This window comes from Achromobacter sp. NCFB-sbj8-Ac1-l (assembly GCF_052695805.1).
In genome coordinates this window covers 5026908-5052838 of the sequence record NZ_CP199812.1, presented here as the reverse complement: position 1 = coordinate 5052838, position 25931 = coordinate 5026908, and the positions used below count along the sequence as shown (strand labels likewise).

The 25931-nt window shown below is 67.3% G+C and carries 21 protein-coding genes; 10 read left to right on the top strand and 11 right to left on the bottom strand.

The window, feature by feature from the left end; genetic code table 11:
• Positions 1-87: 87 nt before the first annotated feature.
• On the top strand, positions 88-1269 hold the full coding sequence (locus tag ACUDP5_RS23180) for a hypothetical protein (RefSeq protein WP_263911333.1): 1182 nt from the start codon (positions 88-90) through the stop codon (positions 1267-1269).
• Positions 1270-1287: 18 nt separating this feature from the next.
• On the opposite strand, the gene ubiD is transcribed toward ACUDP5_RS23180, so the two are convergent.
• Positions 1288-2832 (bottom strand): 4-hydroxy-3-polyprenylbenzoate decarboxylase, encoded by a 1545-nt coding sequence (gene ubiD / locus ACUDP5_RS23175; protein WP_445657299.1) that lies wholly within the window; start codon positions 2830-2832, stop codon positions 1288-1290.
• Between the two features lie 82 nt (positions 2833-2914).
• Between ubiD and ACUDP5_RS23170 the strand changes: the two genes are divergently transcribed.
• Positions 2915-3730: a transglycosylase SLT domain-containing protein gene (locus ACUDP5_RS23170; RefSeq protein ID WP_445657298.1), complete on the top strand. Its 816-nt coding sequence runs from the start codon at positions 2915-2917 to the stop codon at positions 3728-3730.
• A gap of 500 nt (positions 3731-4230) precedes the next feature.
• On the opposite strand, the gene ACUDP5_RS23165 is transcribed toward ACUDP5_RS23170, so the two are convergent.
• Entirely contained in the window at positions 4231-5391 is a 1161-nt protein-coding gene (locus tag ACUDP5_RS23165) for a pyridoxal phosphate-dependent aminotransferase (RefSeq protein WP_263911337.1), read from the bottom strand.
• Between the two features lie 44 nt (positions 5392-5435).
• Between ACUDP5_RS23165 and ACUDP5_RS23160 the strand changes: the two genes are divergently transcribed.
• The 4 genes from ACUDP5_RS23160 to ACUDP5_RS23145 all read left to right on the top strand — a co-directional run bounded on the left by ACUDP5_RS23160 (position 5436) and on the right by ACUDP5_RS23145 (position 10440).
• Complete coding sequence (locus tag ACUDP5_RS23160) at positions 5436-6335, top strand: FAD-binding protein (protein ID WP_445657297.1); 900 nt, start codon at positions 5436-5438, stop codon at positions 6333-6335.
• Positions 6336-6474: 139 nt separating this feature from the next.
• Entirely contained in the window at positions 6475-8763 is a 2289-nt protein-coding gene (locus ACUDP5_RS23155; protein ID WP_263911340.1) for an NADP-dependent malic enzyme, read from the top strand.
• The gene (locus ACUDP5_RS23150) at positions 8744-9976 is read left to right on the top strand and encodes a patatin-like phospholipase family protein (RefSeq protein WP_445657296.1); all 1233 of its coding nucleotides are present in this window, start codon (positions 8744-8746) and stop codon (positions 9974-9976) included. Before ACUDP5_RS23155 ends, ACUDP5_RS23150 begins: the two co-directional genes overlap by 20 nt.
• Positions 9973-10440, top strand: coding sequence for a barstar family protein (locus ACUDP5_RS23145; protein WP_025137340.1), 468 nt, complete (start codon positions 9973-9975; stop codon positions 10438-10440). The genes ACUDP5_RS23150 and ACUDP5_RS23145 overlap by 4 nt, the downstream gene beginning before the upstream one ends.
• Before the next feature lie 78 nt (positions 10441-10518).
• Here the strand turns inward: ACUDP5_RS23145 and ACUDP5_RS23140 are convergent, their stop codons facing one another.
• Both ACUDP5_RS23140 and ACUDP5_RS23135 read right to left on the bottom strand, forming a co-directional pair.
• Positions 10519-11250, bottom strand: a complete 732-nt coding sequence (locus ACUDP5_RS23140) for a 16S rRNA (uracil(1498)-N(3))-methyltransferase (RefSeq protein ID WP_445657295.1) — start codon at positions 11248-11250, stop codon at positions 10519-10521.
• 75 nt (positions 11251-11325) lie between these two features.
• Positions 11326-11748, bottom strand: coding sequence for a hypothetical protein (locus ACUDP5_RS23135; protein WP_175194119.1), 423 nt, complete (start codon positions 11746-11748; stop codon positions 11326-11328).
• A gap of 249 nt (positions 11749-11997) precedes the next feature.
• Here ACUDP5_RS23135 and tkt point away from each other — a divergent pair, with 249 nt between their 5' ends.
• From tkt to ACUDP5_RS23115, 4 genes are all read left to right on the top strand, one after another.
• Positions 11998-14034: a transketolase gene (tkt, locus tag ACUDP5_RS23130; protein ID WP_445657294.1), complete on the top strand. Its 2037-nt coding sequence runs from the start codon at positions 11998-12000 to the stop codon at positions 14032-14034.
• A 15-nt stretch (positions 14035-14049) separates the two neighbouring features.
• Positions 14050-15060 (top strand): type I glyceraldehyde-3-phosphate dehydrogenase, encoded by a 1011-nt coding sequence (gap, locus tag ACUDP5_RS23125; protein ID WP_445657293.1) that lies wholly within the window; start codon positions 14050-14052, stop codon positions 15058-15060.
• Positions 15061-15155: 95 nt separating this feature from the next.
• Complete coding sequence (locus ACUDP5_RS23120; protein WP_175194123.1) at positions 15156-16349, top strand: phosphoglycerate kinase; 1194 nt, start codon at positions 15156-15158, stop codon at positions 16347-16349.
• Between the two features lie 663 nt (positions 16350-17012).
• Positions 17013-18704 carry a SulP family inorganic anion transporter gene (locus tag ACUDP5_RS23115; protein ID WP_445657292.1) on the top strand — a complete coding sequence of 564 codons (1692 nt, stop codon included), beginning with the start codon at positions 17013-17015 and terminating at the stop codon, positions 18702-18704.
• A gap of 78 nt (positions 18705-18782) precedes the next feature.
• Here the strand turns inward: ACUDP5_RS23115 and fabI are convergent, their stop codons facing one another.
• From fabI to ACUDP5_RS23080, 7 genes are all read right to left on the bottom strand, one after another.
• The gene (fabI, locus tag ACUDP5_RS23110; RefSeq protein WP_445657291.1) at positions 18783-19556 is read right to left on the bottom strand and encodes an enoyl-ACP reductase FabI; all 774 of its coding nucleotides are present in this window, start codon (positions 19554-19556) and stop codon (positions 18783-18785) included.
• Positions 19553-20737, bottom strand: a complete 1185-nt coding sequence (locus ACUDP5_RS23105) for an acetate/propionate family kinase (protein ID WP_445657290.1) — start codon at positions 20735-20737, stop codon at positions 19553-19555. Before ACUDP5_RS23105 ends, fabI begins: the two co-directional genes overlap by 4 nt.
• A 115-nt stretch (positions 20738-20852) precedes the next feature.
• Positions 20853-21797, bottom strand: coding sequence for a phosphate acetyltransferase (locus ACUDP5_RS23100; RefSeq protein WP_263911351.1), 945 nt, complete (start codon positions 21795-21797; stop codon positions 20853-20855).
• Entirely contained in the window at positions 21794-24265 is a 2472-nt protein-coding gene (locus ACUDP5_RS23095; protein ID WP_445657289.1) for a DUF3141 domain-containing protein, read from the bottom strand. Before ACUDP5_RS23095 ends, ACUDP5_RS23100 begins: the two co-directional genes overlap by 4 nt.
• Before the next feature lie 187 nt (positions 24266-24452).
• Positions 24453-24851 carry a VOC family protein gene (locus tag ACUDP5_RS23090; RefSeq protein ID WP_445657288.1) on the bottom strand — a complete coding sequence of 133 codons (399 nt, stop codon included), beginning with the start codon at positions 24849-24851 and terminating at the stop codon, positions 24453-24455.
• Positions 24852-24870: 19 nt separating this feature from the next.
• Positions 24871-25506 carry a glutathione transferase gene (gene yfcF, locus ACUDP5_RS23085; RefSeq protein ID WP_445657287.1) on the bottom strand — a complete coding sequence of 212 codons (636 nt, stop codon included), beginning with the start codon at positions 25504-25506 and terminating at the stop codon, positions 24871-24873.
• Positions 25507-25601: 95 nt separating this feature from the next.
• Positions 25602-25931: a DHCW motif cupin fold protein gene (locus ACUDP5_RS23080; RefSeq protein ID WP_263911358.1), complete on the bottom strand. Its 330-nt coding sequence runs from the start codon at positions 25929-25931 to the stop codon at positions 25602-25604.

The following is a 25931-nucleotide window of genomic DNA, read 5'->3' as shown; positions in this document are numbered from 1 at the left end:
AAATAAAATGCGTCCAATTCTCAAATAGGTCAGGACATGTCCCGAGCTCCTCGCTTGCAGCCCCCCGTTCGTCCCAGGCGCCGGCCGTTGCGCCCGACTCCCGTTGGCGATGAAAGCGGCAGCTGGCGGCCCCTGGTCCGCCATCTCGGACGGTTCCGCGAGGCGCTGGACGTCATGTGGAAGCTGTTGCCGCTGTGGCTGGTGTTGCCCGCCGGGGGCGTCTGGCTGCATCTCCATGGTGCGGGCTGGGAAAGCCTGTTCCTGGATGCGGTGGTGTCCTGGAGCGGGCTGGGCGTGCTGCTGGCCGCCGGCTTGCTGGGTTGCCTGGCGACCACCGTGCTGATTGTTTCACCGGCGTTGATGTTCTTCGGCGGCATGCGGGCGCACCTGGTTGCTCGCGTGGCCCGCGGAGCGAGCTTCACGATATCGGCCCGGCTTGCGTGGTTGACCACGGGGTGCTGGCTGGCGACATTGGCGGGGGCGCGCTACCTGGCCGATACCGCCGAGCGTTGGGCGCCCGGGGCCGGCGTGGCGGCCTGCATGGCGGCGGGCAGTGCGCTTGCCCTGGCGGCGTTGGCGCTGGCCGCGGTGTGGACGCGCAAGCGCTTGACGCGGGAGTGGCGCGATGACGACACGGGTTTCTGGCGGGTGCTTGCCGCGACGCTGGGCCTGGCGGGGGCGATGATGGTGATGAGCCTGGTGCCGTTTCTGACCCTGCTGGCGCTGGTCAAGCCGCTGGCGGGCGAGGCGGGATCCGGCTTTGCCTTGTTGTTCGTGCTGGCCCTGACGTTCGGACTGAGTTTCCTGCCCGTGCTGGCCTTGCTTGCCTCGCCGGCCCATGCCGGCAAGAGCGGCAAGATGAAGGCGTGGACTGCGGTGGTGTTCGCGACAGTGCTGCTGCTCGCGGGCAACTATGGCAGCCTGGCGCAATGGGCGCTCAAGCCGCTGGGCGTGTATCGGACGGCGCCGCAACACTACCTGTTGGTCAAGCCGGAAGCGGCCGCGGCGGTCAGCGCGGCGGGTCTGACGCTGGCGCCGGTGTGGGGCGGGCAGGCGGTGCGCGCCTATCAGCGTTTCGCGTTGGGTGGCGTGTTGCTGCTGTGCCAGCGGGCCGGCCCGTTGCCGGGCCAGGCGCGCGGCGCCGGCTGCGCCGCGCTGCGGCGCGACGATGTGATTCCGTATCAGCCGGCGGCGCCGACGGTCACGCCGGGCGTCGACCGCCCCAGGGCGAAACGGCCGCGCCGGACAGATACCCTGCTGCCGGGCTGACGCCCGGCCACGTCGGGCTTACAGCCCCAGTTGGCCCCACATATCGTCCACGCGTTTCTTGACGGCGGCGTCCATGGCGATGGGGGTGCCCCATTCGCGCTGGGTTTCGCCTGGCCATTTGTGGGTGGCGTCCAGGCCCATCTTGCCGCCCAGGCCCGAGACCGGCGAGGCGAAGTCCAGGTAGTCGATGGGGGTGTTTTCCACCAGCAGCGTGTCGCGCACCGGGTCCATGCGGGTGGTCATCGCCCACACCACTTCTTTCCAGTCGCGCGGGTTGATGTCTTCGTCGACCACCACGATGAACTTGGTGTACATGAACTGGCGCAGGATGCTCCACAGGCCGAACATCACGCGCTTGGCATGGCCGGCGTACTGCTTGCGGATCGACACCACGGCCAGGCGATAGCTGCAGCCTTCGGGCGGCAGGTAGAAGTCGACGATCTCGGGCAGTTGGCGGCGCAGCAGCGGCACGAATACTTCGTTGAGCGCCACGCCCAGCACGGCGGGTTCGTCGGGCGGCTTGCCGGTATAGGTGGAGTGGTAGATCGGGTTGCGGCGCATGGTGATGCGCTCGACCGTGAACACCGGGAACCAGTCCTGTTCGTTGTAGTAGCCGGTGTGGTCGCCATAGGGACCTTCCAGCGCCATTTCGTAGCCGGTGTCGGGTGGCGGGTTGACGCCGTCGGGCACGGTGGGGGCGATTGCGCGCGGGTCGGACGACGGCAGCAGGTGGCCTTCGAGCACGATTTCGGCCCAGGCCGGCACCGACAGGTTGCTGCCCAGCGCCTGGGCGACTTCCGTGCGCGACCCGCGTAGCAGGCCGGCGAACTGGTATTCGGACAGGCTGTCCGGCACCGGGGTGACGGCGCCCAGGGTGGTGGCGGGGTCGGCGCCCAGCGCCACGGCGATGGGGAAGGGCGTGCCGGGGTGCGCCAGCGCGTGGTCGCGAAAGTCGAGCGCGCCGCCGCGGTGCGACAGCCAGCGCATGATCAGCTTGTTGGGGCCCAGCAGTTGTTGGCGGTAGATGCCCAGGTTCTGGCGCTTGGCGTTGGGGCCGCGGGTGATGACCAGGCCCCACGTCAGCAGCGGCGCCACGTCGCCGGGCCAGCAGGTCTGGATGGGCAGGCGGTTCAGGTCCACGTCCTTGCCTTCCCAGACGATTTCCTGGCAGGCGGGGCTCTTGACGTTCTTGGGGCTCATGTCCCACAAGGCCGATTTCAGCATCGAGACCTTGGCCAGCGCATCGCGCAGGCCCTTGGGGGCCTCGGGCTCGCGCAGGGACGCCAGCAGTTCGCCGATGTCGCGCAGGGCGCTGACGTCGTCGGCGCCCATGCCGCGGGCCACGCGGGAGGGCGTGCCGAACAGGTTGGCAAGCACCGGCATCTCGGCGGGCTCGCCGTCGTGCACGGCTTTTTCGAACATCAGGGCGGGGCCCTCGGCGCGCAACACGCGGTCGGAAATTTCGGTCATTTCCAGGCGCGTCGAGACGGGCGCGGCGATGCGTTTGAGCTCGCCCATGCGTTCGAGTTGAGCGAGGAAGTCTCTAAGGTCGCGGTATTTCACTACAGATCCCGGCGATTTGGTTACATTTTGGGGAGAAAGAGAGGTTAACATTGACTCCCTCTTTTTTAACGCAGGAGGTTTTATGCCCGATGCGTCAGTGGCCAGCCTGTTCAGGAACATGGCCCAAGGAGTGCACCAATATCTTGCCGAGTCCCTGCGCATCTGCTCCGTCTACCTGGGCATTGCAGTGATCGTAACGGTAAGCATGGGATTCGCCCTGCCTGGTTTGCGCGACCAGGCATTGCAAGTGCACAAAGCCTTGTTGACCGCCCTAGCGCCTTCATCCATGCAGACCGGCGTCGAATCCGACACCGGGTCCGAGTTCGGCGATTCCTCGTCGGCGATTGCCATGGCCGTTCCTACCGCGCCTTCCAGCAATGCCACCGGCATGCTGGGGCCTGCCCGCACGGCGCCTGCCGCGCCGAAAAAGCCTGCCATGGTTGCGACCGGGCCGCAGGCGGAAGCGCTGCGCAACTATATTTCGCGCAAGTACAAGGTCGCGTATGACGCGACGGGTCCGCTTCTGAATACCGTCTACAAGGTCGGCCGCGAGAAGCAGCTGGATCCGCTGCTGTTGCTGGCCGTGATCGCGATCGAGTCCCGCTACAACCCGCTGGCTGAAAGCCACGTGGGCGCGCAGGGGCTGATGCAGGTGATGACCAGCGTGCACCAGGACAAGTTCGATGCAGTGGGCAAGAATCCGCTGGATCCTGGGGCCAATATTGCCGTGGGCGCGACGATTCTGCGCGACTGCATCAACCGGCGTGGGTCGGTGGATGGCGGGTTGGCATGCTATGTCGGGTCGACGGGGCCGGATGACAACGGCTATGGGGCTAAGGTGCAGGCGGAGCGGCGGCGGTTGGCGTTGGCTTCCGGGATTGCTTTGGCTCGGGATTGATTGAGTTTTTTTGTTGCGTTGTTGCTTCGTAGGCCGCTCGGCACGGGTGGCGCCCATGCGAAGCGCGCCAACGATTGCGGTCCGGCGCGCGGGCGCCGGACTTCCTAGGCGGCCCCCCCCTTCGTCATTCTCGTCCGCCTGCGGCTCCCTTCGAATTCCCTCGGGCGCATCGACGGCGCGCTTCGCATGGGCGCCACCCGTGCCGAGCTACCGGTTTCGAGAATTGTGATGCCGCTAGGCTGGGGTGGGGGGGCGAGGTTTGCGTTGCCCGCCAGAAACCGGCTGCGCGGGCAGCCGGTTTTGGCTTACGCGGTGTCTTGCGTCGGGGCGGGGGCGCTGCGCGCTGGTGGGGATTGTTGTCCGGTTTGAGTGCGGGTCGAGGGACGATTGCTTCTCTGTTTTCCGGCTTCTGTGACGGATTGGTGGGGCTGGTTTTTTGCTTGGGTGCTTGTTTTGTCGTGTGAGCTTGTGGAGGCGGCCTGTTGGCCGCCTTTTTTGTTTTAGCGGGCCAGTAGCTTGGTCATGCGTGCGACGGCTTCTTCCAGGCGGTCCAGGCCGGTGGCGTAGGAGAAGCGCATCGTGTGGTGGCCGTGGGTGGGGCCGAAGTCCAGGCCGGGGACGGCGGCGATGCCGGCTTCCAGCAGGAGGCGTTGGGAGAAGGTGGCACTGTCGGTGCCGAAGTCGGTGATGTCGGCGTAGATGTAGAAGGCGCCGTCGGGTTTGACGGGGACTTTGAGGCCCAGGCGCTCGAATTCGGGCAGCAGGTAGTCGCGGCGTTGCTTGAAGGCTTCGCGGCGGTGTTCGAAGGTGCGCAGGGCGTCGGGGGTGAAGCAGGCCAGGGCGGCGTGCTGGGCCAGGGTGGGGGCGCAGATGGCGAGGCTGGCGGCGATTTTTTCGACGGGCGCGACCATGTCTTCGGGCACGATCATCCAGCCCAGGCGCCAGCCGGTCATGTGGAAGTACTTCGAGAAGCTGTTGATGACGATGATGTCGTCGTCCAGCGTCAGGGCCGACCGCGGCTGGCCCTCGTAGGACAGGCCCAGGTAGATTTCATCGACGATGGCAAAGCCGTTGCGGGCGCGGACCTGGGCCAGCAGGTCGGCCAGTTCGCGCGGGTCGATGGAGGTGCCGGTGGGGTTGCTGGGCGAGGCGACCATGACGCCCTGGGTGGCGTCGGTCCAGTGCTGGGCGACGTCCTGGGCGGACAGCTGGAAGCGCTTGTCAGCCGAGCTGGGGATCAGGCGCGGCACGCCGCCCGCGGCCAGCACGAAATTGCTGTTGGCGGGGTAGGACGGGTCGGGCATGAGGACTTCGCCGCCCGCGTTGACCAGCGCGGCGCAGGCCAGGGTCAGGGCGCCGGATGCGCCGGCGGTGACGATGACGCGCCGGGGGTTGATCGTGGCGCCGAACTGGTCGTGGTAGAACTGGGCAATGGCCTCGCGCAGCGGCATGATGCCGGCGGGGGGGCTGTAGCCGCTCTGGCCCGCCTGGGCGGCGCGCTGCAGCGCTTCCACGACCTGGGGCGGCGCGGTAAAGTCCGGTTCGCCGATACCGAGGCTGATGATGTCCTTGCCGGCCGCTTGCAGGGCTTGCGCCTGCTTGAACAGCTCGACGACCTGGAAGGTCAGGAAATCGTGGGTACGGGCGGCAAGGCGGGGCATCGGATTCTCGAAGGCGTTTTGAAGCGGAAAAAGGAATTGTATTCATGCAGCCATCCCGGCGCGCTTTCCTGATGGGCCGGCGGCCCGTCCTGACCCCTTGGGCTACCTTCCTGCAGCGCCTGGGATTGTCATGCCAGGGGGCGGTAAAGGACCTGGGCGAGGCGGGCAGCGAGGGGCCGCGCGCCTTGTTGACGCCGGTGCGCGAGGCCGACGTGGCCCATGCCCGCACGCTGTGCGCGGAATACGGCGTGGTGATGGCGCTGGACGACGCCCAGGGGCCGTTCGAATCCGCTTATGGGCCGTTGCTGTGGCTGGACCCCAGCCGCCTGGCGGGGTTGGCGCGGCTGACCGGGCCAACCCCGCGTTGGCGAGCCCAGCCGGGCGTGCCGCTGGCCGCGCTGGCGCAGGCCGGGCTGACGCAGTTCGACGGGCTGCCGGGCGCGATGACGTTGGCGCAGTGGCTGGCGGCCCCGGCATTGTGGCCGACGGGACAATGCGCGGCGTCGGGCGTGCTGGCGGTGGACCTGGTGCTGGCGGACGGCGTGGAGGAAACCTTGGGGCCGTTCGGCGCCGCCGACGTGCAGCCGCTGCGGTCGGCGACCGTGCAGCGATTGGTGCCGTCCTTGTTCCAGCTGTCGGGCGGGGCATTCGCCACCGACTACCGGCCGGGGCTGCGCTGGCCGGCCCGCTATCGCCTGGACGCGCTGGCGCCCGAGGCGCCGGCCACCGTCAACCTGGCGCACCTGGTGCTGGGGCATGGCGGTACGCTGGCCTGGGTGCAGGGCGTGACGCTGGAGGCCCGGCCGGCCTTGGTGACGGACGCCCTGCCGGTCGACCCGGGCGCGTCGTCGCAGACGGTGTCACAGCGGCGCATCAAGGCGCTGTTCGATCCTTATGGGCGTTTTCCCGAATTCCAGGACTCAGTGAATAGCGACAATTTGTAAGCCAAGGGTAAGATGGGCAGCGCTTGCGGCAAAGGGGCAAGCGCACGCCGAACGGCATGCAGGGAACGTTTCGCGCCGTCCGTCATCGGAATAGAATTGCCCCCTTTCGTGTTCCTCACTCTAGCCAGTAGCCGCCCCTATGGATGCCAACCTTCGCAAAGCCGCCCTTGAATATCACGAGCACGGCCGCCCCGGCAAAATCTCGGTCACGCCGACCAAGCAGCTCACCAACCAGCGCGACCTGGCCTTGGCGTATTCGCCCGGCGTAGCGGCGGCCTGTGAGGAAATCGTGGCGGATCCGGCCAACGTGTTCCGCTACACGGCCCGCGGCAACCTGGTGGGCGTGATCACCAACGGCACCGCGGTGCTGGGCCTGGGCAACATCGGCGCGCTGGCTTCCAAGCCGGTCATGGAAGGCAAGGCGGTGCTGTTCAAGAAGTTCGCCGGCCTGGACGTGTTCGACATCGAAATCAACGAAACCGACCCGGACAAGCTGGTCGAGATCATTGCCGGGCTGGAAGCCACCTTCGGCGGCATCAACCTCGAAGACATCAAGGCGCCGGAGTGCTTCACGGTCGAGCGCAAGCTGCGCGAACGCATGAAGATTCCCGTTTTCCACGATGACCAGCACGGCACCGCGATCTGCGTGTCCGCCGCGTTCATCAACGGCCTGAAGGTCGTGGGCAAGGAAATCGACAAGGTCAAGGTCGTGACGTCCGGCGCGGGGGCTGCCGCCCTGGCGTGCCTGGACCTGATGGTGGACCTGGGCCTGCCGCTGGAAAACATCTGGGTGACCGACATCGAGGGCGTGGTCTTTGAGGGCCGCACCACGCTGATGGACCCGGACAAGGCGCGCTTCGCACAAAAGACGGACGCCCGCAAGCTGGCCGACGTGATCGAGGGCGCGGACGTGTTCCTGGGCCTGTCGGCCGGCGGCGTGCTCAAGCCGGAAATGGTCGCGGCCATGGGCTCGCGCCCGCTGATCCTGGCGCTGGCCAACCCCACGCCGGAAATCCTGCCCGAGCTTGCCCATTCGGTGCGCGACGACGTGGTGATGGCCACCGGCCGTTCGGACTACCCGAACCAGGTCAACAACGTGCTGTGCTTTCCGTACATCTTCCGCGGTGCGCTGGACGTGGGCGCCACCACCATCACGCGCGAGATGGAAAAGGCGGCGGTGTATGCCATCGCCCAGCTGGCGCAGGAAGAACAGAACGAAGTCGTCGCCGCGGCCTACGGCACGTTCGATATTTCGTTCGGCCCCGAATACCTGATTCCCAAGCCCTTCGATCCGCGCCTGATCGTGCGCATTGCCCCGGCGGTGGCCAAGGCCGCCATGGACGGCGGCGTGGCCACGCGCCCGTTGGCCGACCTGGAAGCCTACGAAGAGCAGCTGCAGCAGTTCGTGTACCACTCGGGCGCCTTCATGAAACCGCTGTTCTCGGCGGCCAAGCGCATCGTGCGCGAAGGCGGCCCGGCGCGCATCGTGTTCGCCGAGGGCGAAGACGAACGCGTGCTGCGCGCGGTGCAGGTGGTGGTGGACGAAGGCCTGGCCCGTCCGATCCTGGTGGGCCGCCCGTCGGTGCTGCTGACCCGCATCGAAAAACTGGGCCTGCGCCTGCGCCTGGGCGAAGACGTCGAAGTCACCAACCCCGAATACGACGAACGCTTCCATCAGTACTGGACCACGTACTGGGAACTGATGTGCCGTCGCGGCATCACCAAGGAAATGGCGCGCGTGGAAATGCGCCGCCGCATGACGCTGATCGGCGCGATGATGGTGCGCCTGGGCGATGCCGACGGCATGGTCTGCGGTTCGGTGGGCGCGTACCACGACCACCTGCGTTTCGTGGACGAAGTGATCGGCCGCCGCGCCGGGCGCAACGTGTACGCCGCCATGAACATCCTGCTGCTCAACGAGCGCACGGTGGTGCTGGTGGACACGCACGTCAACGACGAACCCACGGCCGAGCAGATCGCCGAATTCACCATCGCCGCGGCCAACGAAATGCAGCGCATGTTCCTGGCCCCCAAGGTGGCGCTCTTGTCGCGGTCGAACTTCGGCTCGGGCAGCTCGGCCTCAGGCGCCAAGATGCGCCGCGCGCTGGAACTGGTGCGCCAAGCCGCGCCCGAACTGGAAATCGATGGCGAAATGCATGGCGACTGCGCGCTGGACGAAGCGCTGCGCATGCGCATCCTGCCCTCGTCCACGCTCAAGGGCGAAGCCAACCTGCTGGTGTGCCCCAACGTGGATTCCGGCAACATCGCCTACAACCTGCTCAAGACGGCGGCCGGCGGCAACGTGGCGGTGGGGCCGTTCCTGCTGGGCGCCAATGCCCCGGTGCACATCCTGACCTCCAGCTCCACCGTGCGCCGCATCGTCAACATGACCGCGATGACTGTGGTCGATGCCAACACGCCACGTTGAAGTCGCTCCGGCCGGCCCGGCGTGCCCGCGCACGCCGACCGGCCTGGTCCTGACCGGCGGCGGCGCGCGCGCCGCCTACCAGGTGGGCGTACTCAGCGCCATCATGGAGCTGCTGGACCCGGACTGGCATTCGCGTTTCAAGAATCCCTTCGACATCATCTGCGGCACCTCGGCCGGTGCCATCAATGCGGCGGCGTTGGCCTGCCGGGCCGAGCGCCCGCACCTGGGCGTGCGCCGCATCCGGCGCCTGTGGTCGTCGCTGAACACCGACATGATCTATCGGGCCGACGCGCCGGGTCTTATCCGCACGGGCGTGCGGTGGCTGGGCCTCTTGTCGCTGGGCTGGATGTATTCCGGGCTGACGCGCAAGCGGCCGCAGTCGCTGCTGGACAACAGCCCCATGCAGGCGTTGCTGGGCCGGGTACTGAACTTCGACAGCCTGCAGTCCAATCTGGAAAGCGGCGCATTGTCGGCGTTGGCCATCACGGCGTCGGGCTACACCAGCGGCGAGCACCTGACGTTCTACCAGGCCCACACGCCGATCGAGCCGTGGCATCGTTATCTGCGGCTGGCCATCCCCACGCCGATCACGGTCGATCACCTGATGGCTTCGTCCGCGATCCCTTTCGTTTTTCCCGCCCGGCAGATTCCGGTGCACGGCAAGGGCGAATGGTGCGGCGACGGATCCATGCGCCAGCTGGCGCCGATCAGCCCGGCCATACACCTGGGCGCGCATCGGGTGCTGGTGATCGGCACCGGGTTCCGGGACGACACCCACCCCGAGCATCGCGAGGACGCGCCGCCGTACCCCTCGCTGGCCCAGGTGGGCGGCCATGCCTTGTCCAGCATCTTCCTGGACGGCCTGTCGATGGACGTCGAGCGCCTTGAACGGTTGAATTACCTGGTGGACCACGCCGTGCCCCGCGAAGGTGACACGGTCAACGTACGCCGCATCCAGGTGCTGACGATCACCCCCAGCCGGTCGCTGGATTCGCTGGCGCTGGAACACCTGGGCGACATGCCGGCCCAGGCCCGTGCTCTTTTTCGCGTACTCGGTGTATCGTCCGACCCAGGCCGCCCCGGCGGCGGCGCGCTGATGTCCTACCTGTTGTTCGAATCCAGCTACACCAAGCGATTGATCGAACTGGGTTATGCCGATACGATGCAGCGTACTGACGAAGTGATCGCCTTTTTCAAGGAGGCACAGGCATGACGCGCAATGCCCAATCTACCCTGCAGCGGCAGTTGAAGCGAGGTGGAGCGCTGGCTCACGACGGGCTGGACAAAAAGGCCGTGGTCGAGGCCGCGCATGAACTCGGCCTGCCTCTGTTCGTGGCCAATTGCGACCCTGCCCGCAGCCGTTCGGCGGTGTTGCGCGCCATCGCCAAGGCGGTGGATTTCCCCGAGTATTTCGGGGGCAATCTCGACGCGCTCTACGACTGTCTGTGCGACACCGTGCTGGATCACAAGATCGGCGTGGTGCTGTGGCTGTACAAGCTGCATTCGGGCGACCCCGCCCTGGAAGAAGACGCCGCCCGCATTGAATCGGTGTGTGCGGACGCCGCCGAATTCGCCCACGAAAACGGCCGCATCTTTGCGTATGTCGTGGAACATGCGGGCAAGCACCCGGACCCGGAACCCGGTGTGGCTGCCGCGCCTTACGGCGAAAACGACTGATTTCAATCGCGGCAGGCCGACGGGCCTGCCGGATGCCCCCACCGGCGTCAGGGACGTCGGGTGTGTCTTTCTATTCCGTTACCAGCCCAGCAGGGCGCCCGCCGCAGCGATCAAGGCGAGACCAGCGGTTTCGGTGCGCAGCACGCGCGGCCCGAACCTGACGGTTTGCACGCCGGCCTCGCGGGCCTGGGCCAATTCCTTGTCAGACCAGCCCCCTTCGGGGCCGACCAGCAGCGTCAGCGATGCGAGGCCGGGCGTGGTCTGCAACAGGCCGGCCAGGTCGGTGTCGGCATCGGGGTGGCACAACAGACGCAGGCCATCGGCCGGCAACGCCAGCCAGTCGGCCAGGGCCAGGGGAGCGTCGACCGTCATCAGGCGGTTGCGGCCGCACTGCTCGGCGGCCGACTGCGCGATGCGCTGCCAGTGGGCTACCCGCTTGTCCAGCCGCGGGCCCGACAACTGCAGCACGCTGCGCTGCGCGGCGATGGGGCAGACCCGGGCGGCGCCCAGTTCCACGGCTTTTTCCACCACCCAGTCCATTTTGTCGCCGGACGGCAGGCCCTGCACCAGGGTGATGCGGCCAGCCAGCTCGGCTTCGCGCGGGTCGAAGGCGCCCAACTGGGCAAAGCCGGCCTTGCCGTCGACGTCCAGCGTGGCGGGGTATTCGCCGCCCTGGCCGTTGAACAGCACGACGCTTTCACCGGCGCGCAGCCGCAGCACTCTCAGGGCGTGGTGCGCCAGGGCATCCGGCAGGGCGATGCGGGCGCCGGCGGACAGGGGAGCGTCGCAGAAAAAGCGGGGAACGGACATGGGCGTTGCAGCAACGGAAACGGGCGAAGCTCAGGGGCGGCGACCTGGCGTATTTCAGGTGACGGTATCCCCGGGCTACTTGAGCGCGTAGCCTACCACTTTGGTCCCCCATTCGATGAAGAGTGGGGTGTTGGAAGTGAGATTGAGCGCCAGCAGGACCAGAAAGCCCACGGTCATCTTTTTGTCCAGGCGCAGGAATTGGCTGCGCAGTTCTGACAGGTCTTCGTGAGTGGCGAAGCGCTTGAGTTCTTCGCGGTTGGGCAGCTTGGCGATTTCGCGGCGCAGTTCCTGTATTTCCTCGCGCCGGGCGAGGGGGGCGACGGCGTTTGCCAGTTCTTTTTGCCACTCTTGCCGCAATGCGGCCGCCAGTTCGGCCTCGCCCCGGATCTGGGCGAGTTCCAGGGAATGGGCAATGGCAATGGCCTGCTCTTCGCCCAGCGCATTGCGTAGTGCCATGATGCCTTCGACGGGCAGGGTGACGTTCAACATGCGGTTCATCTTAGATGGCTTCCGGTGCAGATACAGGCAGCCATCATGAATCTCGGACCGCCTCGCCGCAATTGTGGCTTCTACCCCATCATTTTCGGGCTTGCGCCCGCGCATTTCCCCGAGAATGCGCCCATTTGGCTCGTGCCGGCGCCCGATGGCAGGGGGGTAGGCCCCGGATGCTAAAATCTTTTGCTTCGCAACCTACTCAACTGGCCCCCATTTCCTGCGTGGGCGCGCCAGCTTCAAAGAGCCTTCCGAATGAGCAATCCGACCGCCCCTAAACTTGCCTTGGCGGATGCCATCCGCGCCCTCGCGATGGATGCCGTGCAACAAGCGAACTCCGGGCACCCGGGGGCACCCATGGGCATGGCGGAAATCGCCCAGGCCCTATGGATCGGCAACCTGCGCCACAATCCCAAGGATCCCGCCTGGGCCAACCGCGACCGCTTCGTGCTGTCCAACGGCCACGGCTCGATGCTGATCTACGCCCTGCTGCACCTGACGGGCTACGACCTGCCGATCGAAGAACTCAAGAATTTCCGCCAGTTGCATTCCAAGACGCCGGGCCACCCCGAAGTGGGCATCACCCCGGGCGTGGAAACCACCACCGGCCCGCTGGGCCAGGGCCTGGGCAATGCCGTGGGCATGGCGCTGGCCGAAGCGCTGCTGGCCGCCGAATTCAACAAGCCCGGCCACACCATCGTCGACCACCACACCTACGCCTTCACGGGCGACGGCTGCCTGATGGAAGGCATCTCGCATGAAGTGTGCTCGCTGGCCGGCACGCTCAAGCTGTCCAAGCTGGTCGTGCTGTACGACGACAACGGCATTTCCATCGACGGCCACGTCGAACACTGGTTCGCCGACGACACCGCCAAGCGCTTCGAAGGCTATGGCTGGAACGTCATCCGCGGCATCGACGGCCATGATGCCGCCGCCGTGGACGCCGCCATCAAGGCCGCCCGCGCGCAATCGGAAAAGCCCACGCTGATCGTCTGCCGCACCGTCATCGGCAAGGGGGCGCCCAACATGGCCGGCACCCACAACGTGCACGGCGCGCCGCTGGGCAAGGACGAAATCGCCGCCACCCGCGCCGCGCTGGGCTGGTCGGCCGAACCCTTCCAGATTCCGCAAGACGTCTACGACGGCTGGGACGGTCGCAAGGCCGGCGCCGCCGCGCAGGCCGAATGGCAGTCGGCGTTCGACGCCTACGCCGCCGCGTTCCCTGCTGAGGCCGCCGAGTTCACCCGCCGCATGAAGGGCGAGCTGCCCGCCGGCTACGCCGAGCAGTTCCAGGCGTTCCTGAACAGCACGCTGGAAAAGGCCGAAACCGTCGCCACCCGCAAGGCCTCGCAGTTCGCGATCACGGCCCTGGCCGCCGCGCTGCCGGAAATGCTGGGCGGCTCGGCCGACCTGACCGGCTCGAACTTCACCGACTGGAAGGGCGTGGCCGCCGTTCGCGCCGGCGACAAGGGCATCCAGTTCGGCCGTCACATCAACTACGGCGTGCGCGAATTCGGCATGGCCGCCATCATGAACGGCGTGGCCCTGCATGGCGGCTACCTGCCGTTCGGCGGCACGTTCCTGACGTTCTCGGACTATTCGCGCAACGCCATCCGCATGGCGGCGCTGATGAAGCAGCGCGTGGTGCACGTGTTCACGCACGATTCGATCGGCCTGGGCGAAGATGGCCCCACCCACCAATCGATCGAGCACGCGGCCAGCCTGCGCCTGATCCCCAACCTGTCGCTCTGGCGTCCTTGCGATACGGCCGAAACCGCCGTGGCCTGGAATGCCGCCGTGACGCGCCCGACCAGCATCGGCATGGATGTGCATGACGGCGGCCCGACGGCCCTGTTGCTGTCGCGCCAGAACCTGCCGTTCGTGCCGCGCGATGCCGCCACCGTGGGCGCCATTTCCCGCGGCGGCTACGTGCTGCGCGATGCCGAAGGCGCCCGCGCCGTCATCATCGCCACCGGCTCTGAAGTGGCCATCGCGCTGGACGCGCAGGCGCAACTGGCCAAGGACGGCATCGCGGTGCGCGTGGTGTCCATGCCCAGCACCGACGTGTTCGACCGCCAGGACGCCGCCTGGAAGCAATCGGTGCTGCCCAAGGGCCTGCCGCGCGTGGCTGTCGAAGCCGGCGTGACCGCCTTCTGGCACAAGTACGTAGGCCTGGAAGGCGCGGTGGTCGGCATCGACCGCTACGGCGAATCCGCCCCGGCCGGCGCGCTGTTCAAGTTCTTCGGGCTGACCGCCGACAAGGTGGCCGAGACCGTCCGCCAAGTTTTGTAAAAAAGGAGCTTAGTCATGACTATTCGCGTCGCCATCAACGGTTACGGTCGCATCGGCCGCAACATCCTGCGTGCCCACTACGAAGGTGGCAAGAAGCACGATATCGAAATCGTCGCCATCAACGACTTGGGTGATCCCAAGACGAACGCCCACCTGACCCGCTACGACACCGCCCACGGCAAGTTCCCGGGCACGGTCGAGGTCGACGGCGAATTCATGGTCGTCAACGGCGACAAGATCCGCGTGCTGGCCAACCGCAACCCGGCCGAGCTGCCCTGGGGCGAGCTGAAGGTCGACGTGGTGCTGGAGTGCACGGGCTTTTTCACCACCAAGGAAAAGGCCGGCGCCCACATCAAGGGCGGCGCCAAGAAAGTCATCATTTCGGCTCCGGGCGGCAAGGACGTTGACGCCACCGTCGTGTACGGCGTGAACCACGGCGTGCTCAAGGCCACCGACACCGTCATCTCGAACGCGTCGTGCACCACCAACTGCCTGGCCCCGCTGGTCAAGCCCCTGAACGACAAGCTGGGCCTGGAAAACGGCCTGATGACGACCGTTCACGCCTACACCAACGACCAGGTCCTGACCGACGTCTACCACGAAGACCTGCGCCGCGCGCGGTCGGCCACGATGAGCATGATCCCCACCAAGACCGGCGCTGCCGCCGCCGTGGGCCTGGTGCTGCCGGAACTGAACGGCAAGCTGGACGGCTACGCCATCCGCGTTCCGACCATCAACGTGTCGCTGGTCGACCTGTCGTTCGTGGCCAGCCGCGACACGACCGCCGACGAAGTGAACAAGATCCTGAAGGACGCTTCGGAAGGCGCGCTCAAGGGCATCCTGGACTACAACACCGAACCCCTGGTCTCGGTGGACTACAACCACAACCCGGCCTCCAGCACCGTTGACGCGTCGCTGACCAAGGTCTCGGGTCGCCTGGTCAAGGTGTCGTCCTGGTACGACAACGAATGGGGCTTCTCGAACCGCATGCTCGACACCACCGTCGCGCTGATGTCGGCCAAGTAAGCATCGCTGTCAGGCCGAAGGGGACGAACGGGTTTTCCGCCCAAGCGGAAAGCGGGTTCGTCCCCTTTGTTTGCCAACTGTAGGAAGCAAAGCATATGTCCAAGGTCAATACCCTGTCCGCGCTGGCCAAGGCCGGCGCCCTGTCCGGCAAGCGCGTGTTCATCCGCGCCGATCTGAACGTGCCGTTCGATGATGCCGGCCGCATTTCCGAAGATACCCGCATCCGCGCCTCGGTGCCCGGCATCCGCCTGGCGCTGGACGCCGGCGCCGCGGTGATGGTGACGTCCCACCTGGGCCGCCCGAAAGAAGGCGTGCTGACCGAAGCCGATTCGTTGGCGAAGGTGGGCCAGCGCCTGTCCGAGCTGCTGGGCATGCCGGTGCCGCTGGTGCAAAACTGGGTGGACGGCGTGAAGGTCGAGCCGGGCCTGGTGGTGCTGCTGGAAAACTGCCGCGTGAATGTGGGCGAGAAGAAGGACGACGAGGCGCTGTCGCGCAAGATGGCGGCGCTGTGCGATGTGTACGTGAACGATGCATTCGGCACGGCGCACCGCGCCGAGGCCACGACGCACGGCATCGCGCGTTTCGCGCCGGTGGCTTGCGCAGGTCCCCTGCTGGAAGCCGAGCTGGACGCGCTGGGCCGTGCGCTGCACGAGCCGAAGCGCCCGCTGGTGGCGATCGTGGGCGGCTCGAAGGTGTCGACGAAGCTGTCGATCCTGCAGTCGCTGGCGGACAAGGTGGACCAGCTGGTGGTGGGCGGTGGCATTGCGAATACGTTCATGCTGGCGGCCGGCCTGTCGATCGGCAAGTCGCTGGCGGAGCCGGACCAGGTGGACCAGGCGCGCGCGGTGATCGAGCTGATGAAGCAGCGCGGCGCGGATGTGCCGATTCCGGTGGACGTGGTGTGCGCGAAGTCGTTCGGGGCGGATGCCGAGGCGACGGTGAAGGCGGCCGACGCGGTGGCGGCGGACGACATGATCCTGGATATCGGGCCGCAGACGGCCGAGCAGCTGGCCGCGATCCTGAAGCAAGCCGGCACGATCGTGTGGAACGGGCCGGTGGGCGTGTTCGAGTTCGATCAGTTCGCCAATGGCACGAAGGTGGTGGCGCAGGCGATTGCCGACTCGGACGGATTCTCGATTGCGGGTGGCGGCGATACGCTGGCGGCGATTGCGAAGTACGGGATTTCGGAGCAGGTGGGCTACATCTCGACCGGGGGCGGGGCTTTCCTGGAGTTCCTGGAAGGCAAGACGTTGCCGGCAGTGGCTGTGCTGCAGGAGCGGGCCAAGTAAGCGTTTTGCTTGGTGTCTGCTGAGGAAGGCCGCTCCTTTGGGAGCGGCTTTTTTTTGGGCTTTGGCGTTCTTGGCTTTGAGCACGGGGGGGCTTCGTAGGTCGCCTGGGGCGCGGGCGGTCTTGCTGTCGAGCGCCCACGATTGCGGTCCCGAGCCTTCGCTCCGGACGTCCCCTGCGTCATCCTCGTCCGCCTTCGGCTCCCTACGGATTCCCTTGGGCGCATCGAGGTTGCTCGACAGCAAGACCGCCCGCGCCCCAGGCTACGGGTGTCTTGGTTTGTGGCGTTGCTTGCGCCTTTATTCCATCTTCGCGCCTGACAGCTTCACGATCGCGCCGTAGCGGTCGATTTCCGTGCGCATGAATTCGCCGATGGCGGCGGGGGGGGCGGCAGGGAGCGAGCCGCGCTGTTGTTCCGGGGCGGGGAGGCCCTGGGGGCGGCGCTGATGCCGCGTTTGTTGTGAGCACGACGCTACGCAATCGGGAAGTTGATAAAAAGGGATAAATAGTTAAGGAAATCGATTCCTTTTTGGAATGATGGCGGGGGAAGGCAAGACAGGACGCGTTTGATCTGGCGACAGGTATTGGGGACGCGTCTGGTGTAGCCTTGTCGCTCACCCGCGCGCCGCGGTTTTCTTTCGGTTTTCTGCCTGCCTTGCCGCTCCATGAATCTACGATTTCTTCCTGGCCTGAATAATTTCCGGGGTATCACCCGGGAGTCCGCGGGGCGCGACGTGGCGGCCGGGCTGAGCGTGGCGGCGGTGGCGTTGCCGGTAGGGCTGGCCTACGCGGCGATGATGGGGGTGCCGCCGGTGGCGGGGTTGTGGGCGGCGATCGCGGGGATGCTGGGTTACGCGCTGTTCGGGTCGTCGCGTACGTTGATCGTGGGGCCGGACACGGCGACTTGTACGCTGATCGCGGCGACGCTGACGGGGATGGCGCTGACAACGCCAGAGGACCGGCTGGTGGCGGCGACGGGCATCGCGTTGACGGTGGGGGTGGGCTGCCTGATCGCGCGCGTGCTGCGGCTGGGCGTGCTGGCCAATCTGCTGTCGCGGCCGGTGCTGATCGGCTACATGGCGGGGGTGGCGGTGACGCTGGCGCTGTCGCAACTGAGCGGGCTGACCGGGGTGGGGCTGCGCAACAGCGGGCTGATCCACCCGTTTCTGGAGTTGTCGCGGCGCGTGTCCGAGATTCGCATTCCGACCCTGTGCCTGGGGGTGGTGTCTTGCCTGTTGCTGGTGGCCATCAAGCGCTGGCGGCCGACGTGGCCGGGGTCGATCCTGTTGGTGGTGGGGGCCTGCTTCTTGTCCTGGCTGTTCGATTTTCCCGGTCTGGGCATCGCGGTGGTGGGTGAGGTGCCGGCGGGCCTGCCGGCGCTGAGCCTGCCGGTGCGCCTGGAAGGGGTGGACGACATCCTGTTGGGCGCGGCGGGGGTGCTGGTGGTGAGTTTTTCCAGCGGCATCGTGACGGCGCGCAGTTTTGCGGCGCGCACGGGCGAGCATGTGGATCCGAACCGGGAATTGGTGGGCTTTGGCGCGGCCAATGTGATGGCGGGACTGTTCCAGGGGTTTGTGGTCACGGGCGCGGATTCGCGCACGGCGGTGGGGCTGGCGGCGGGCGGTTCTTCGCCGCTGGTGGGGGTGAGCGCGGCGGCGGCGCTGGCGGTGGTGGTGGGCTTGCTGAGCGCGCCGCTGTATTGGCTGCCCCAGGCGGTGCTGTCGGCGATTCTGCTGCTGGCGGCGGCCAGCCTGTTCGATGGGCAGGCCTTCCTGCGGCTGGCCCGCATTTCACGCGTCGAGCTGGCCTTCGGCATCCTGGCGGCGGTGGGCGTGGTGGGCTTTGGCGTGCTGCAGGGCGTGGCGGTGTCGGTGGGCGCCACGTTGCTGTACGCGATGTACGTGTCCGGCAATCCGCGCGACGCCTTGCTGGGCCGTCTGCCGGGCGAATCGGTGCTGGGCAAGATGCACTTGAATCCGCAGGCGCAGCCGGTGCCGGGCACCGTGATCTGGCTGTTCGAGTCGTCGGTGTGGTTCTTCAATGCGGACGCGTTCCGGCGGCGCGCGCGCGAGGTGATCGAGCAAGCCGGCGACGTGACGTGGTTCGTGCTGGACGCCGAGGCGATGACGCAGGCGGACGCGGATGCGATCGAGGCGCTGTATGAATTGCGGCGCGAGCTGCGCGACCGCGGCATGGTGCTGCTGGTGGCGGGGGGGCATGGCCAGTTCCGCATGGCGCTGGATCGCAGCGGCCTGGCCGACCGGATCGGCCGCGACAAGATTTTTGCCAGCCCCGAGCAGGCGGTCGAAGCCATCGAGCGTTGGCGCCAGGGGCCGGCGCCGGCCACGCTGAGCTGAAGCGTGGCGCGGGCCCGGGTTGCCCATTGGGTGGCCGGGCCGCTGCGGTTCCTACCCGGCATGGGCATGCCGAATGCCTCAATCGATGATGTGATAGCCGCCGTCGATATACAAGGTCTGCCCCGTCATCAGGCGGGCGGCGTCGGTGGCGAGCCAGGCGGTGGCCTCGCCGACGTCATCGATGGACACCAAACTGCGCGCCGGGGCCTTGGCCTGGGCGCGGTCCAGCAAGGCGTCGAATTCATGGATGCCCGAGGCGGCCCGGGTTTTGAGCGGCCCGGGGGAAATCGCATGCACGCGGATGCCCTGGGGGCCGAGCTCGGCGGCCAGGTAGCGGGTGGCCGATTCCAGCGCGGCCTTGACCGGGCCCATCATGTTGTAGTGCTCGACCACCATCTGCGAGCCGTAGTAGCTCATGCAGAACAGCGCGCCGCCGCCCGGCATCAGCGGCTCGGCCAGCTTGGCCATGCGGATGAACGACCAGCAAGACACATCCATCGCCTGCAGGAAGCCGGCGCGCGAGCAGTCGGTGACGCGCCCGTGCAGGTCGTCGCGCGGCGCGTAGGCAATGGAGTGCAGCACGAAGTCCAGGCTGCCCCACTGTTCGGTGATGCGGTCGAAGACGGCTTCGAGCTGGCCGTCCTGCAACAGGTCCAGCGGCATCAGCAGGGACGCGTCCACTTGCCGCGCCAGCGGTTCGACGTGCGGTCGCGCCTTGTCGTTCAGGTAGGTCACCGCCAGTTCCGCGCCCAGGGCGCGAAAGGCCTTGGCGCAGCCCCAGGCGATGGAATCGGCGTTGGCAATGCCGGTGACCAGGCCGCGCTTGCCGGCCAGGGGAAGCGGGGCGTTCATCGTTGTTTCACCAGGTCCAGGGTGTGCTGTGCAATGACGAGTTCTTCGTTGGTGCGCACGACGTAGACGCCGATGCGGCTGTCGTCGCTGGAAATGCGCGGGCCGTGGCGGGCGTTGCGCTCGGGGTCGAGCTTGATGCCCAGCCAGCCCCAGTGTTCGCTGATGGCCTGGCGGATCTCGGCCGAGTTCTCGCCGACCCCGGCGGTGAAGACGATGCCGTCGATGCCGTTCATGGCGCAGCCCAGCCCGATCATGCCTTCGGCCACGCGCCAGGCGAAGTACGACAGCGCCAGCCTGGCCGACGGCGCCTCGCTGGCCAGCAGCTCGCGCATGTCGTTGCTGATGCCGGACAGGCCCTTCATGCCGCAGTCGTGGTAGAGCGTGTGCTCGATCTCGTCGTGGGTCATGCCCTGTTCCATCATCCACAGCACCACGCCGGCATCCAGCCGGCCGGGGCGCGTGCCCATGGGCAGGCCTTCCAGGGCGGTGAAGCCCATGGTGCTGTCCACGCTCTTGCCCTGGTGCATGGCGCAGGCGGACACGCCCGAACCCAGGTGCGCGGCAATGATCTTGCCCATGGCGATTTCGGGCAGCGCCTGGCGCAGGCGCTGGGCAATGTATTCGTACGACAGGCCATGAAAGCCATAGCGGCGCACGCCTTGCTGGTAGAGCTTGTCGGGCAGGGCGTAGCGATCGGCGACGTCGGAATGGCTGCGGTGGAAGGCGGTGTCAAAGCACGCCACCTGAGGAATCCAGGGGCGCCGCTCGCGGATCACGCGGATGGGGGCCAGGTTGTTGGGCTGGTGCAGCGGCGCCAGGGGCGTGTAGGCGTCGAGCTGCGCCAGGATGGCATCGTCGACCAGCACCGGTTGGGACAGGTCGGGGCCGCCGTGCACCACGCGGTGGCCCACGGCCAGCGGCGCGCCGCCCAGGTGACCGCTGAGCCAGGTGCCGACCACTTCCTGGCCGTTGGGCACGTCGGGCGCATGGCTGGGCGCGATGTCGCGTTCCACCAGCGTCTGGCCGGCGGCGTCGCGCACGCGCAGGCGCGGGTGGCGGGTGCCGATGCCTTCGAGCTGGCCGCCCAGCCGCGGCGCCAGGGCCGCTTTGTCGTCGATGTCGTACAGGTAGAACTTGATGCTGGAACTGCCGGCGTTGATGACCAGGATGGTGTCGGACATGGGCAATGGCCTTTAGATGCAACGGACAAGAGGCGATGGAATCGCCGCGACGGGCAAGGTGCGACAAACGCTGCGGCAGACTTGCCGCGGCGGGCGGGGCCGCAGCCCCGCCTCGCTACGCCAGCGGACGGGCCTGCTGCTGGGCCAGATGGTGCGCGTAGATCGCGGCCACCGCGCAGGACGCCAGGCGCGAGCGCGGGCTGTCCGCGCGGCTGGTCAGGATGATGGGCACGCGCGCGCCCAGCACGATGCCGGCGGCCTCGGCGTTGGCCAGGAAGGTCAGGTTCTTGGCCAGCATGTTGCCGGCTTCCAGGTCGGGCACCACCAGTACCTGGGCCACGCCGGCCACGGGTGAGCGTATGCCCTTGATGCGGGCGGCGTCGGGGCTGATGGCGTTGTCCAGCGCCAGCGGGCCGTCCAGCACGCCGCCTGCGATCTGGCCGCGGTCGGCCATTTTGCACAGCGCGGCGGCCTCGATGGTGCTGGGAATGCTGGGGGTGACCTGTTCCACCGCCGACAGGATCGCCACGCGCGGCTCGCCCAGCCCCAGCCCATGGTGCAGGTCGATCACGTTGCGGATGATGTCGGCCTTGGTTTCCAGGTCGGGGAAGATGTTGATGGCGGCATCCGTGATGAACAGCGGCTCGGCATAGGTGGGCACTTCCATGATGAACACATGGCTGATGCGCCGTCCGCTGCGCAGGCCCGTGGTGCGCGCCACCACTTCGTGCATCAGCTCATCGGTGTGCAGGCTGCCCTTCATGAGCAGCGAGGCTTCGCCGCTGCGCACCAGGGCGACGGCGGTCTCGGCCGCGGCATGGCTGTGCGGCACGTCGACGATGCGGGCGTCGCCCAGGTTCAGCTTGAACTGCGCGGCGGTGTCGCGGATCTTGTGCTCCGGGCCCACCAGGATGGGCCGCAACAGGCCCAGGTCGCGCGCTTCCAGCGCGGCCGACAGCGACGGCTCGTCGCAGGGGTGGGCAATGGCGCACAGCGCGGGGTCCAGCGTTTGCGCGCGGGCGATGAGCTTGTCGTAATGCGTGGAGGTGGGCAGACTCATTCGGATTCGACGTGGGCGGGTTGACGGGCGCTCGCGGTCTTGGTCGCGGCGGCTTGCTTGGCAGCGGCTTTCTTCGCGGCGGGCTTGCGGGCCGCGGCTTTCCTGGGCGCGGCCTTGGCATCAGGGCGGGGGGCGGCGGCCTTGGCGGCAGGCTTGGCCGCGGGCGCCGCAGCCTTGGCGGCCTTGACCGGCGCGCGCCGGGTCTTGGCGGGCTGGGCGGCGGCCGGGGCCTCTTGCCGGGCGGCCGCGATGCGGGGGCGCTTGCGCGCCGCGGGCGGCGCCAGGCGCTGGGCCGCGCGTTCAGCCGTCAGGAAGATCTGTTCCATCTCGGCCAGGCTCTGGCGCGCGGCCGGGCTCATCGGCTCGGCGGCTTCCAGCACGTGCTTCATCGAATCCAGCGCCTCGCGAATGGCGTCGGGCGGCGAGCTTTCCAGCAGGTGCGGCATGGTCTGCAAGACCGCGGCGGAATCCAGCCGCATCATCATCGCCTGGTCGCGCACGATGTCCTTGAATTCCTGCAGCGTCATGCTGTTGCCGGCTTCGGCGCGCATCTTGCGGATCAGCGCGAAGCTGCGTTCGTCCAGCCCGCCTTCTGCCCCCGCCACGTACAGCAGCATGCGGATGGCGGCCACGCGCAGGCCGCCTTCCTGCAGCAGCGAACGCAGCTCGGCGGCGCGTTCTTCCATGAAGCGGCGGTGTTCCGGCGACACGCCGGGGTGGCGGCGCGGCAGGCCGTCCTTGCCGCCCAGGCCGGCCAGGTCTTGCACCAGCGGCGAACCATAGACGCTCATGAAGGTGCGCTCGTCGGCCGAATCGCGCAGTTCCTGGAAGATGTTCAGGCCGGTCTCGATCAGGTTCGAGAACATTTCCTGGGCGATCAGGAACGGATTGGCGGGCGAGGCCGGCTGGCGGTGTTCGCGTACCTGCTCGGCCACCTTTGCGATGGGGGCGATGAGCGGATTGCGGTCGGACACCAGTTCGTAGGGCAGGCGCAGCGGATGCAGGCGCTGGCTCCATTCGGCCGATTGCGGCGTGACCGCGGCGCGCACCCAGGGCTGCACGAAGCTGCGGTACATGCCCAGGTTGATGTCCGAGATGCGGGCAACGGCCTTGAAGCGGCGGTCGTCGTCTTCCTTGCGGTCGACGATGGCGCGCACGTCATCCATCTTGCGCTGCTCGAACGACAGCACGTAGTTGCCGTAGGCCAGGTCGGCGTTGGGCGTGTCCGGCGTCTTGTCGGTGATTTCCGCCTGGTAGATGCCGGGCGGCAGCACATCGATCATGTCGATGTTCGAGGTGAATTCCTGGTGTTCTTTGCGCGCCACGCTGCCCGACACGAAGATGCCCAGGTGGCCGATGCTTTCATGGACGGCGTAGACGATGGTCTGGTCGTGCGCCAGCACTTCGGCGTCGTCCTGGTACAGGTCGGGGATCCAGCCCAGGGCCTGCGGCGGCGGCGTGATGTTGTCGCCCTTGGAGCAGAACACCACGATGGGCGAACGGATGTTGCGCAGGTCGATGCGGATGCCGTCCGAGGTCACCAGGCCCGAGGACGACAGGCGGTTGCCGACGAACAGGTTGTCGACGATGTACTGGATTTCCGGCCCGTTCAAAAAGACGTGGCCGCCCCACCATTTTTCGAAGCTCAGGTAGCGCCCGGCCTCGGTGTCGACCTTGGAATACAGGTTGTACTGCTTGGACCACAGCGTGTTGGCGGGATTCAGGTTTTCGAAGTTCTGCACCAGCCAGGCGCCATCGAAGGTGCCGTTGCCCAGGTCGCTGGTCAGGGCGGTAAGCCAGCTGCCGCCCAGCAGGCCGCCGGCGTAGCGCATCGGGTTCATGCCGCGCCAGCCCGCCCAGTACGACAGCGGCGCCCCGGCGATGATGATGGGCCCGAACAGCTCCGGGCGCACCGCGGCGGTCATCATGATCTGCCAGCCGGCCTGGCAGTTGGCCACCACCACCGGCTTGCCTTCGGCGTCCGGATGCAGGGCGATGATCTTTTCCAGGAAGTGGGCTTCGGCCGCCATCACGTCTTCGACGGTCTGGGTAGGCATGGGCCGGGGCAGGAAGGTGGCGAAGTAGCAGGGGTGGCCGGCGCGTACCGCCACGCCGATCTCGCTTTCGGGCTTGAAGCCGCCGATGCCGGGGCCGTGCCCGGCGCGGGGGTCCACCACCAGGAAGGGGCGCTTGATGGGGTCGACCACCACGCCTTCGGGCGGCTTGATGCGCAGCAGGCCGTAATTGACTGGCCGGTCCAGTTCGCGGCCGTCCAGCACCAGTTCGTATTCCATGCTGAGCACGTTGGGGGCCCGCTTGGCCATGTGCTCGTGATATTGGTTGCCGCGCTGGCGCATCACGTCGGCATAGAGCACGGCGCGCTGCCAGGCGTCCACGGCGTATTCATAGGCGGCCGTCCAGGGATTGAAGGACGGGGCGGGGACGCGATCGTTGCCGGATTCGGCCATGGCGATCTCCTGTAGGGATGCTGCCGGCGGCAACGTTGCCGCCGGGCGGGTTCCCAGTGGAACCAGCTGACTTGACCCCCCCATTACACCTGATTGAATGTTGCATCGCAACATGGGTGGGATTGATGCAGGTCAAACACGGGCGGACTATCCGTCCCTCTGGGTGTTCCGCCCCCCGGGCGACGCGTCAGGGTGCGTCGTGGCAGACGGCCTCGATGCGGTTGCCCGACGGGTCCAGCAGAAACGCGGCGTAGTAATGCGGATGGTAGTGCGGCCGCAGGCCGGGCGCGCCGTCGTCGCGGCCGCCATGGGCCAGCCCGGCAGCGTGAAAGGCGTCCACCACCGCGCGGCTGGCGGCCTTGAAGCACCAATGGCGGCGGGTGCCGGCCAGCGGTTCGGCGGCATCGGCCAGGATGGAAATGTAAGTGTGCCCGGCATCGCCGGGCCGGCAGCGTTCGCCGTAGCCCAGGGCATCGGGGCGGTCGTAGACCTTGGCCGCGCCCAGCGCCTGCATGACGGCATCGTAGAAGGGCCGGGCGGCGTCCAGCCCGGCGACGGTCAGGGAGACGTGATCCAGCAATTGCATGGCGGCTGCGGCAGGTGGGCTAGCTGCGGGCTGCCGCGTTGTGCTCGAGCCATTTGCGCACCGACGGGCGCTGCCATTGCGCTTGGGCATAGTCGCGCAGCGGATCGGGCAGGCCGTCCAGCCACAGGCGCCGCAGCGCCACCGCCAGGTCGACGTCGGCAATGCACCATTCGTCGAACAGGGTCGACTGGCCGGCGCCGATCAGGGCGCTCGCGACGTGGATCAGCTTGGCCGCCGCCGCGTGGCCGGCGTCGGACAGGGGCTGGCCGGGCTGGTCGTAGAACACGGTTTCGGTGGGGCGTTCCTGGCGCAGGGCGGCCAGGTCGCTGCGCAGCCAGGCCTGCAACTGCCGGGCACGGGCACGGTCGCGCGCATCGGCCGGATACAGCGCCGTACAGGCCGGCGCCGGGTGCAGGTCTTCCAGGTATTCCGTGATGGCGGTGGATTCGGTCAGGTTGAAATCGCCATGCGTCAGCGCCGGCACGCGTGCGGTCAGGGCGCGGCACTGGTAGGGCTGCATGCGTTGCTCACCCGCGTCCAGGTCGATCAGGCGCACTTCGAAGGGCAGTTGTTTTTCAGTCAGCGCCACATAGGCCGACATGGCGTAGGGGCTGAGGAACTGGGAATCGACGAACAGCGTAAACGGGGCGCCCAAGTGCTTCTCCGGTGTGGCGGTGATGAGGGGTTACGTAGGAGGGGTCGTAGGATGAAGCGTAACGCAACTGAAATTCAGCGTGTCGCGCGGGCGCGTCAGTCGACGATGAAGAGCCTGGCGCCGGTCGCTGTGGACGAGCGGTGCGGCTCGGCCTGGTCGGCCACCTGGTAGCTCATGCCGGGCGTCAGCACGAAGCGGCGGCCGTCTTCCAGCTCGGTGTGCAGTTCGCCTTCCAGGCAGAACAGGATGTGGCCCTTGCTGCACCAGTGGTCGGCCAGGTAGCCGGCGGTGTATTCGACCATGCGCACGCGTATGTCGCCGAACTGGCGGGTGCGCCAGTAGGCCATGCCGGTATCGCCGGGGTGTTCGGTCGCCTCGACGGCGGACCAGTCGGTGGTGCCGAAGGGGATGTTGCTCATCTTCAT

Coding starts and splice junctions, on each gene's coding strand:
- ACUDP5_RS23090 (WP_445657288.1), bottom strand. CDS start 24,851: ATGCAATTGCTGGATCACGTCTCCCTGACCGTCGCCGGGCTGGACGCC.
- ACUDP5_RS23145 (WP_025137340.1), top strand. CDS start 9,973: ATGACGCGCAATGCCCAATCTACCCTGCAGCGGCAGTTGAAGCGAGGT.
- ACUDP5_RS23095 (WP_445657289.1), bottom strand. CDS start 24,265: ATGGCCGAATCCGGCAACGATCGCGTCCCCGCCCCGTCCTTCAATCCC.
- ACUDP5_RS23115 (WP_445657292.1), top strand. CDS start 17,013: ATGAATCTACGATTTCTTCCTGGCCTGAATAATTTCCGGGGTATCACC.
- ACUDP5_RS23155 (WP_263911340.1), top strand. CDS start 6,475: ATGGATGCCAACCTTCGCAAAGCCGCCCTTGAATATCACGAGCACGGC.
- ACUDP5_RS23080 (WP_263911358.1), bottom strand. CDS start 25,931: ATGAAGATGAGCAACATCCCCTTCGGCACCACCGACTGGTCCGCCGTC.
- ACUDP5_RS23170 (WP_445657298.1), top strand. CDS start 2,915: ATGCCCGATGCGTCAGTGGCCAGCCTGTTCAGGAACATGGCCCAAGGA.
- ACUDP5_RS23100 (WP_263911351.1), bottom strand. CDS start 21,797: ATGAGTCTGCCCACCTCCACGCATTACGACAAGCTCATCGCCCGCGCG.
- tkt (WP_445657294.1), top strand. CDS start 11,998: ATGAGCAATCCGACCGCCCCTAAACTTGCCTTGGCGGATGCCATCCGC.
- ACUDP5_RS23150 (WP_445657296.1), top strand. CDS start 8,744: ATGCCAACACGCCACGTTGAAGTCGCTCCGGCCGGCCCGGCGTGCCCG.
- ACUDP5_RS23160 (WP_445657297.1), top strand. CDS start 5,436: ATGCAGCCATCCCGGCGCGCTTTCCTGATGGGCCGGCGGCCCGTCCTG.
- gap (WP_445657293.1), top strand. CDS start 14,050: ATGACTATTCGCGTCGCCATCAACGGTTACGGTCGCATCGGCCGCAAC.
- ACUDP5_RS23105 (WP_445657290.1), bottom strand. CDS start 20,737: ATGTCCGACACCATCCTGGTCATCAACGCCGGCAGTTCCAGCATCAAG.
- ACUDP5_RS23140 (WP_445657295.1), bottom strand. CDS start 11,250: ATGTCCGTTCCCCGCTTTTTCTGCGACGCTCCCCTGTCCGCCGGCGCC.
- ACUDP5_RS23120 (WP_175194123.1), top strand. CDS start 15,156: ATGTCCAAGGTCAATACCCTGTCCGCGCTGGCCAAGGCCGGCGCCCTG.
- ACUDP5_RS23165 (WP_263911337.1), bottom strand. CDS start 5,391: ATGCCCCGCCTTGCCGCCCGTACCCACGATTTCCTGACCTTCCAGGTC.
- fabI (WP_445657291.1), bottom strand. CDS start 19,556: ATGAACGCCCCGCTTCCCCTGGCCGGCAAGCGCGGCCTGGTCACCGGC.
- ACUDP5_RS23135 (WP_175194119.1), bottom strand. CDS start 11,748: ATGAACCGCATGTTGAACGTCACCCTGCCCGTCGAAGGCATCATGGCA.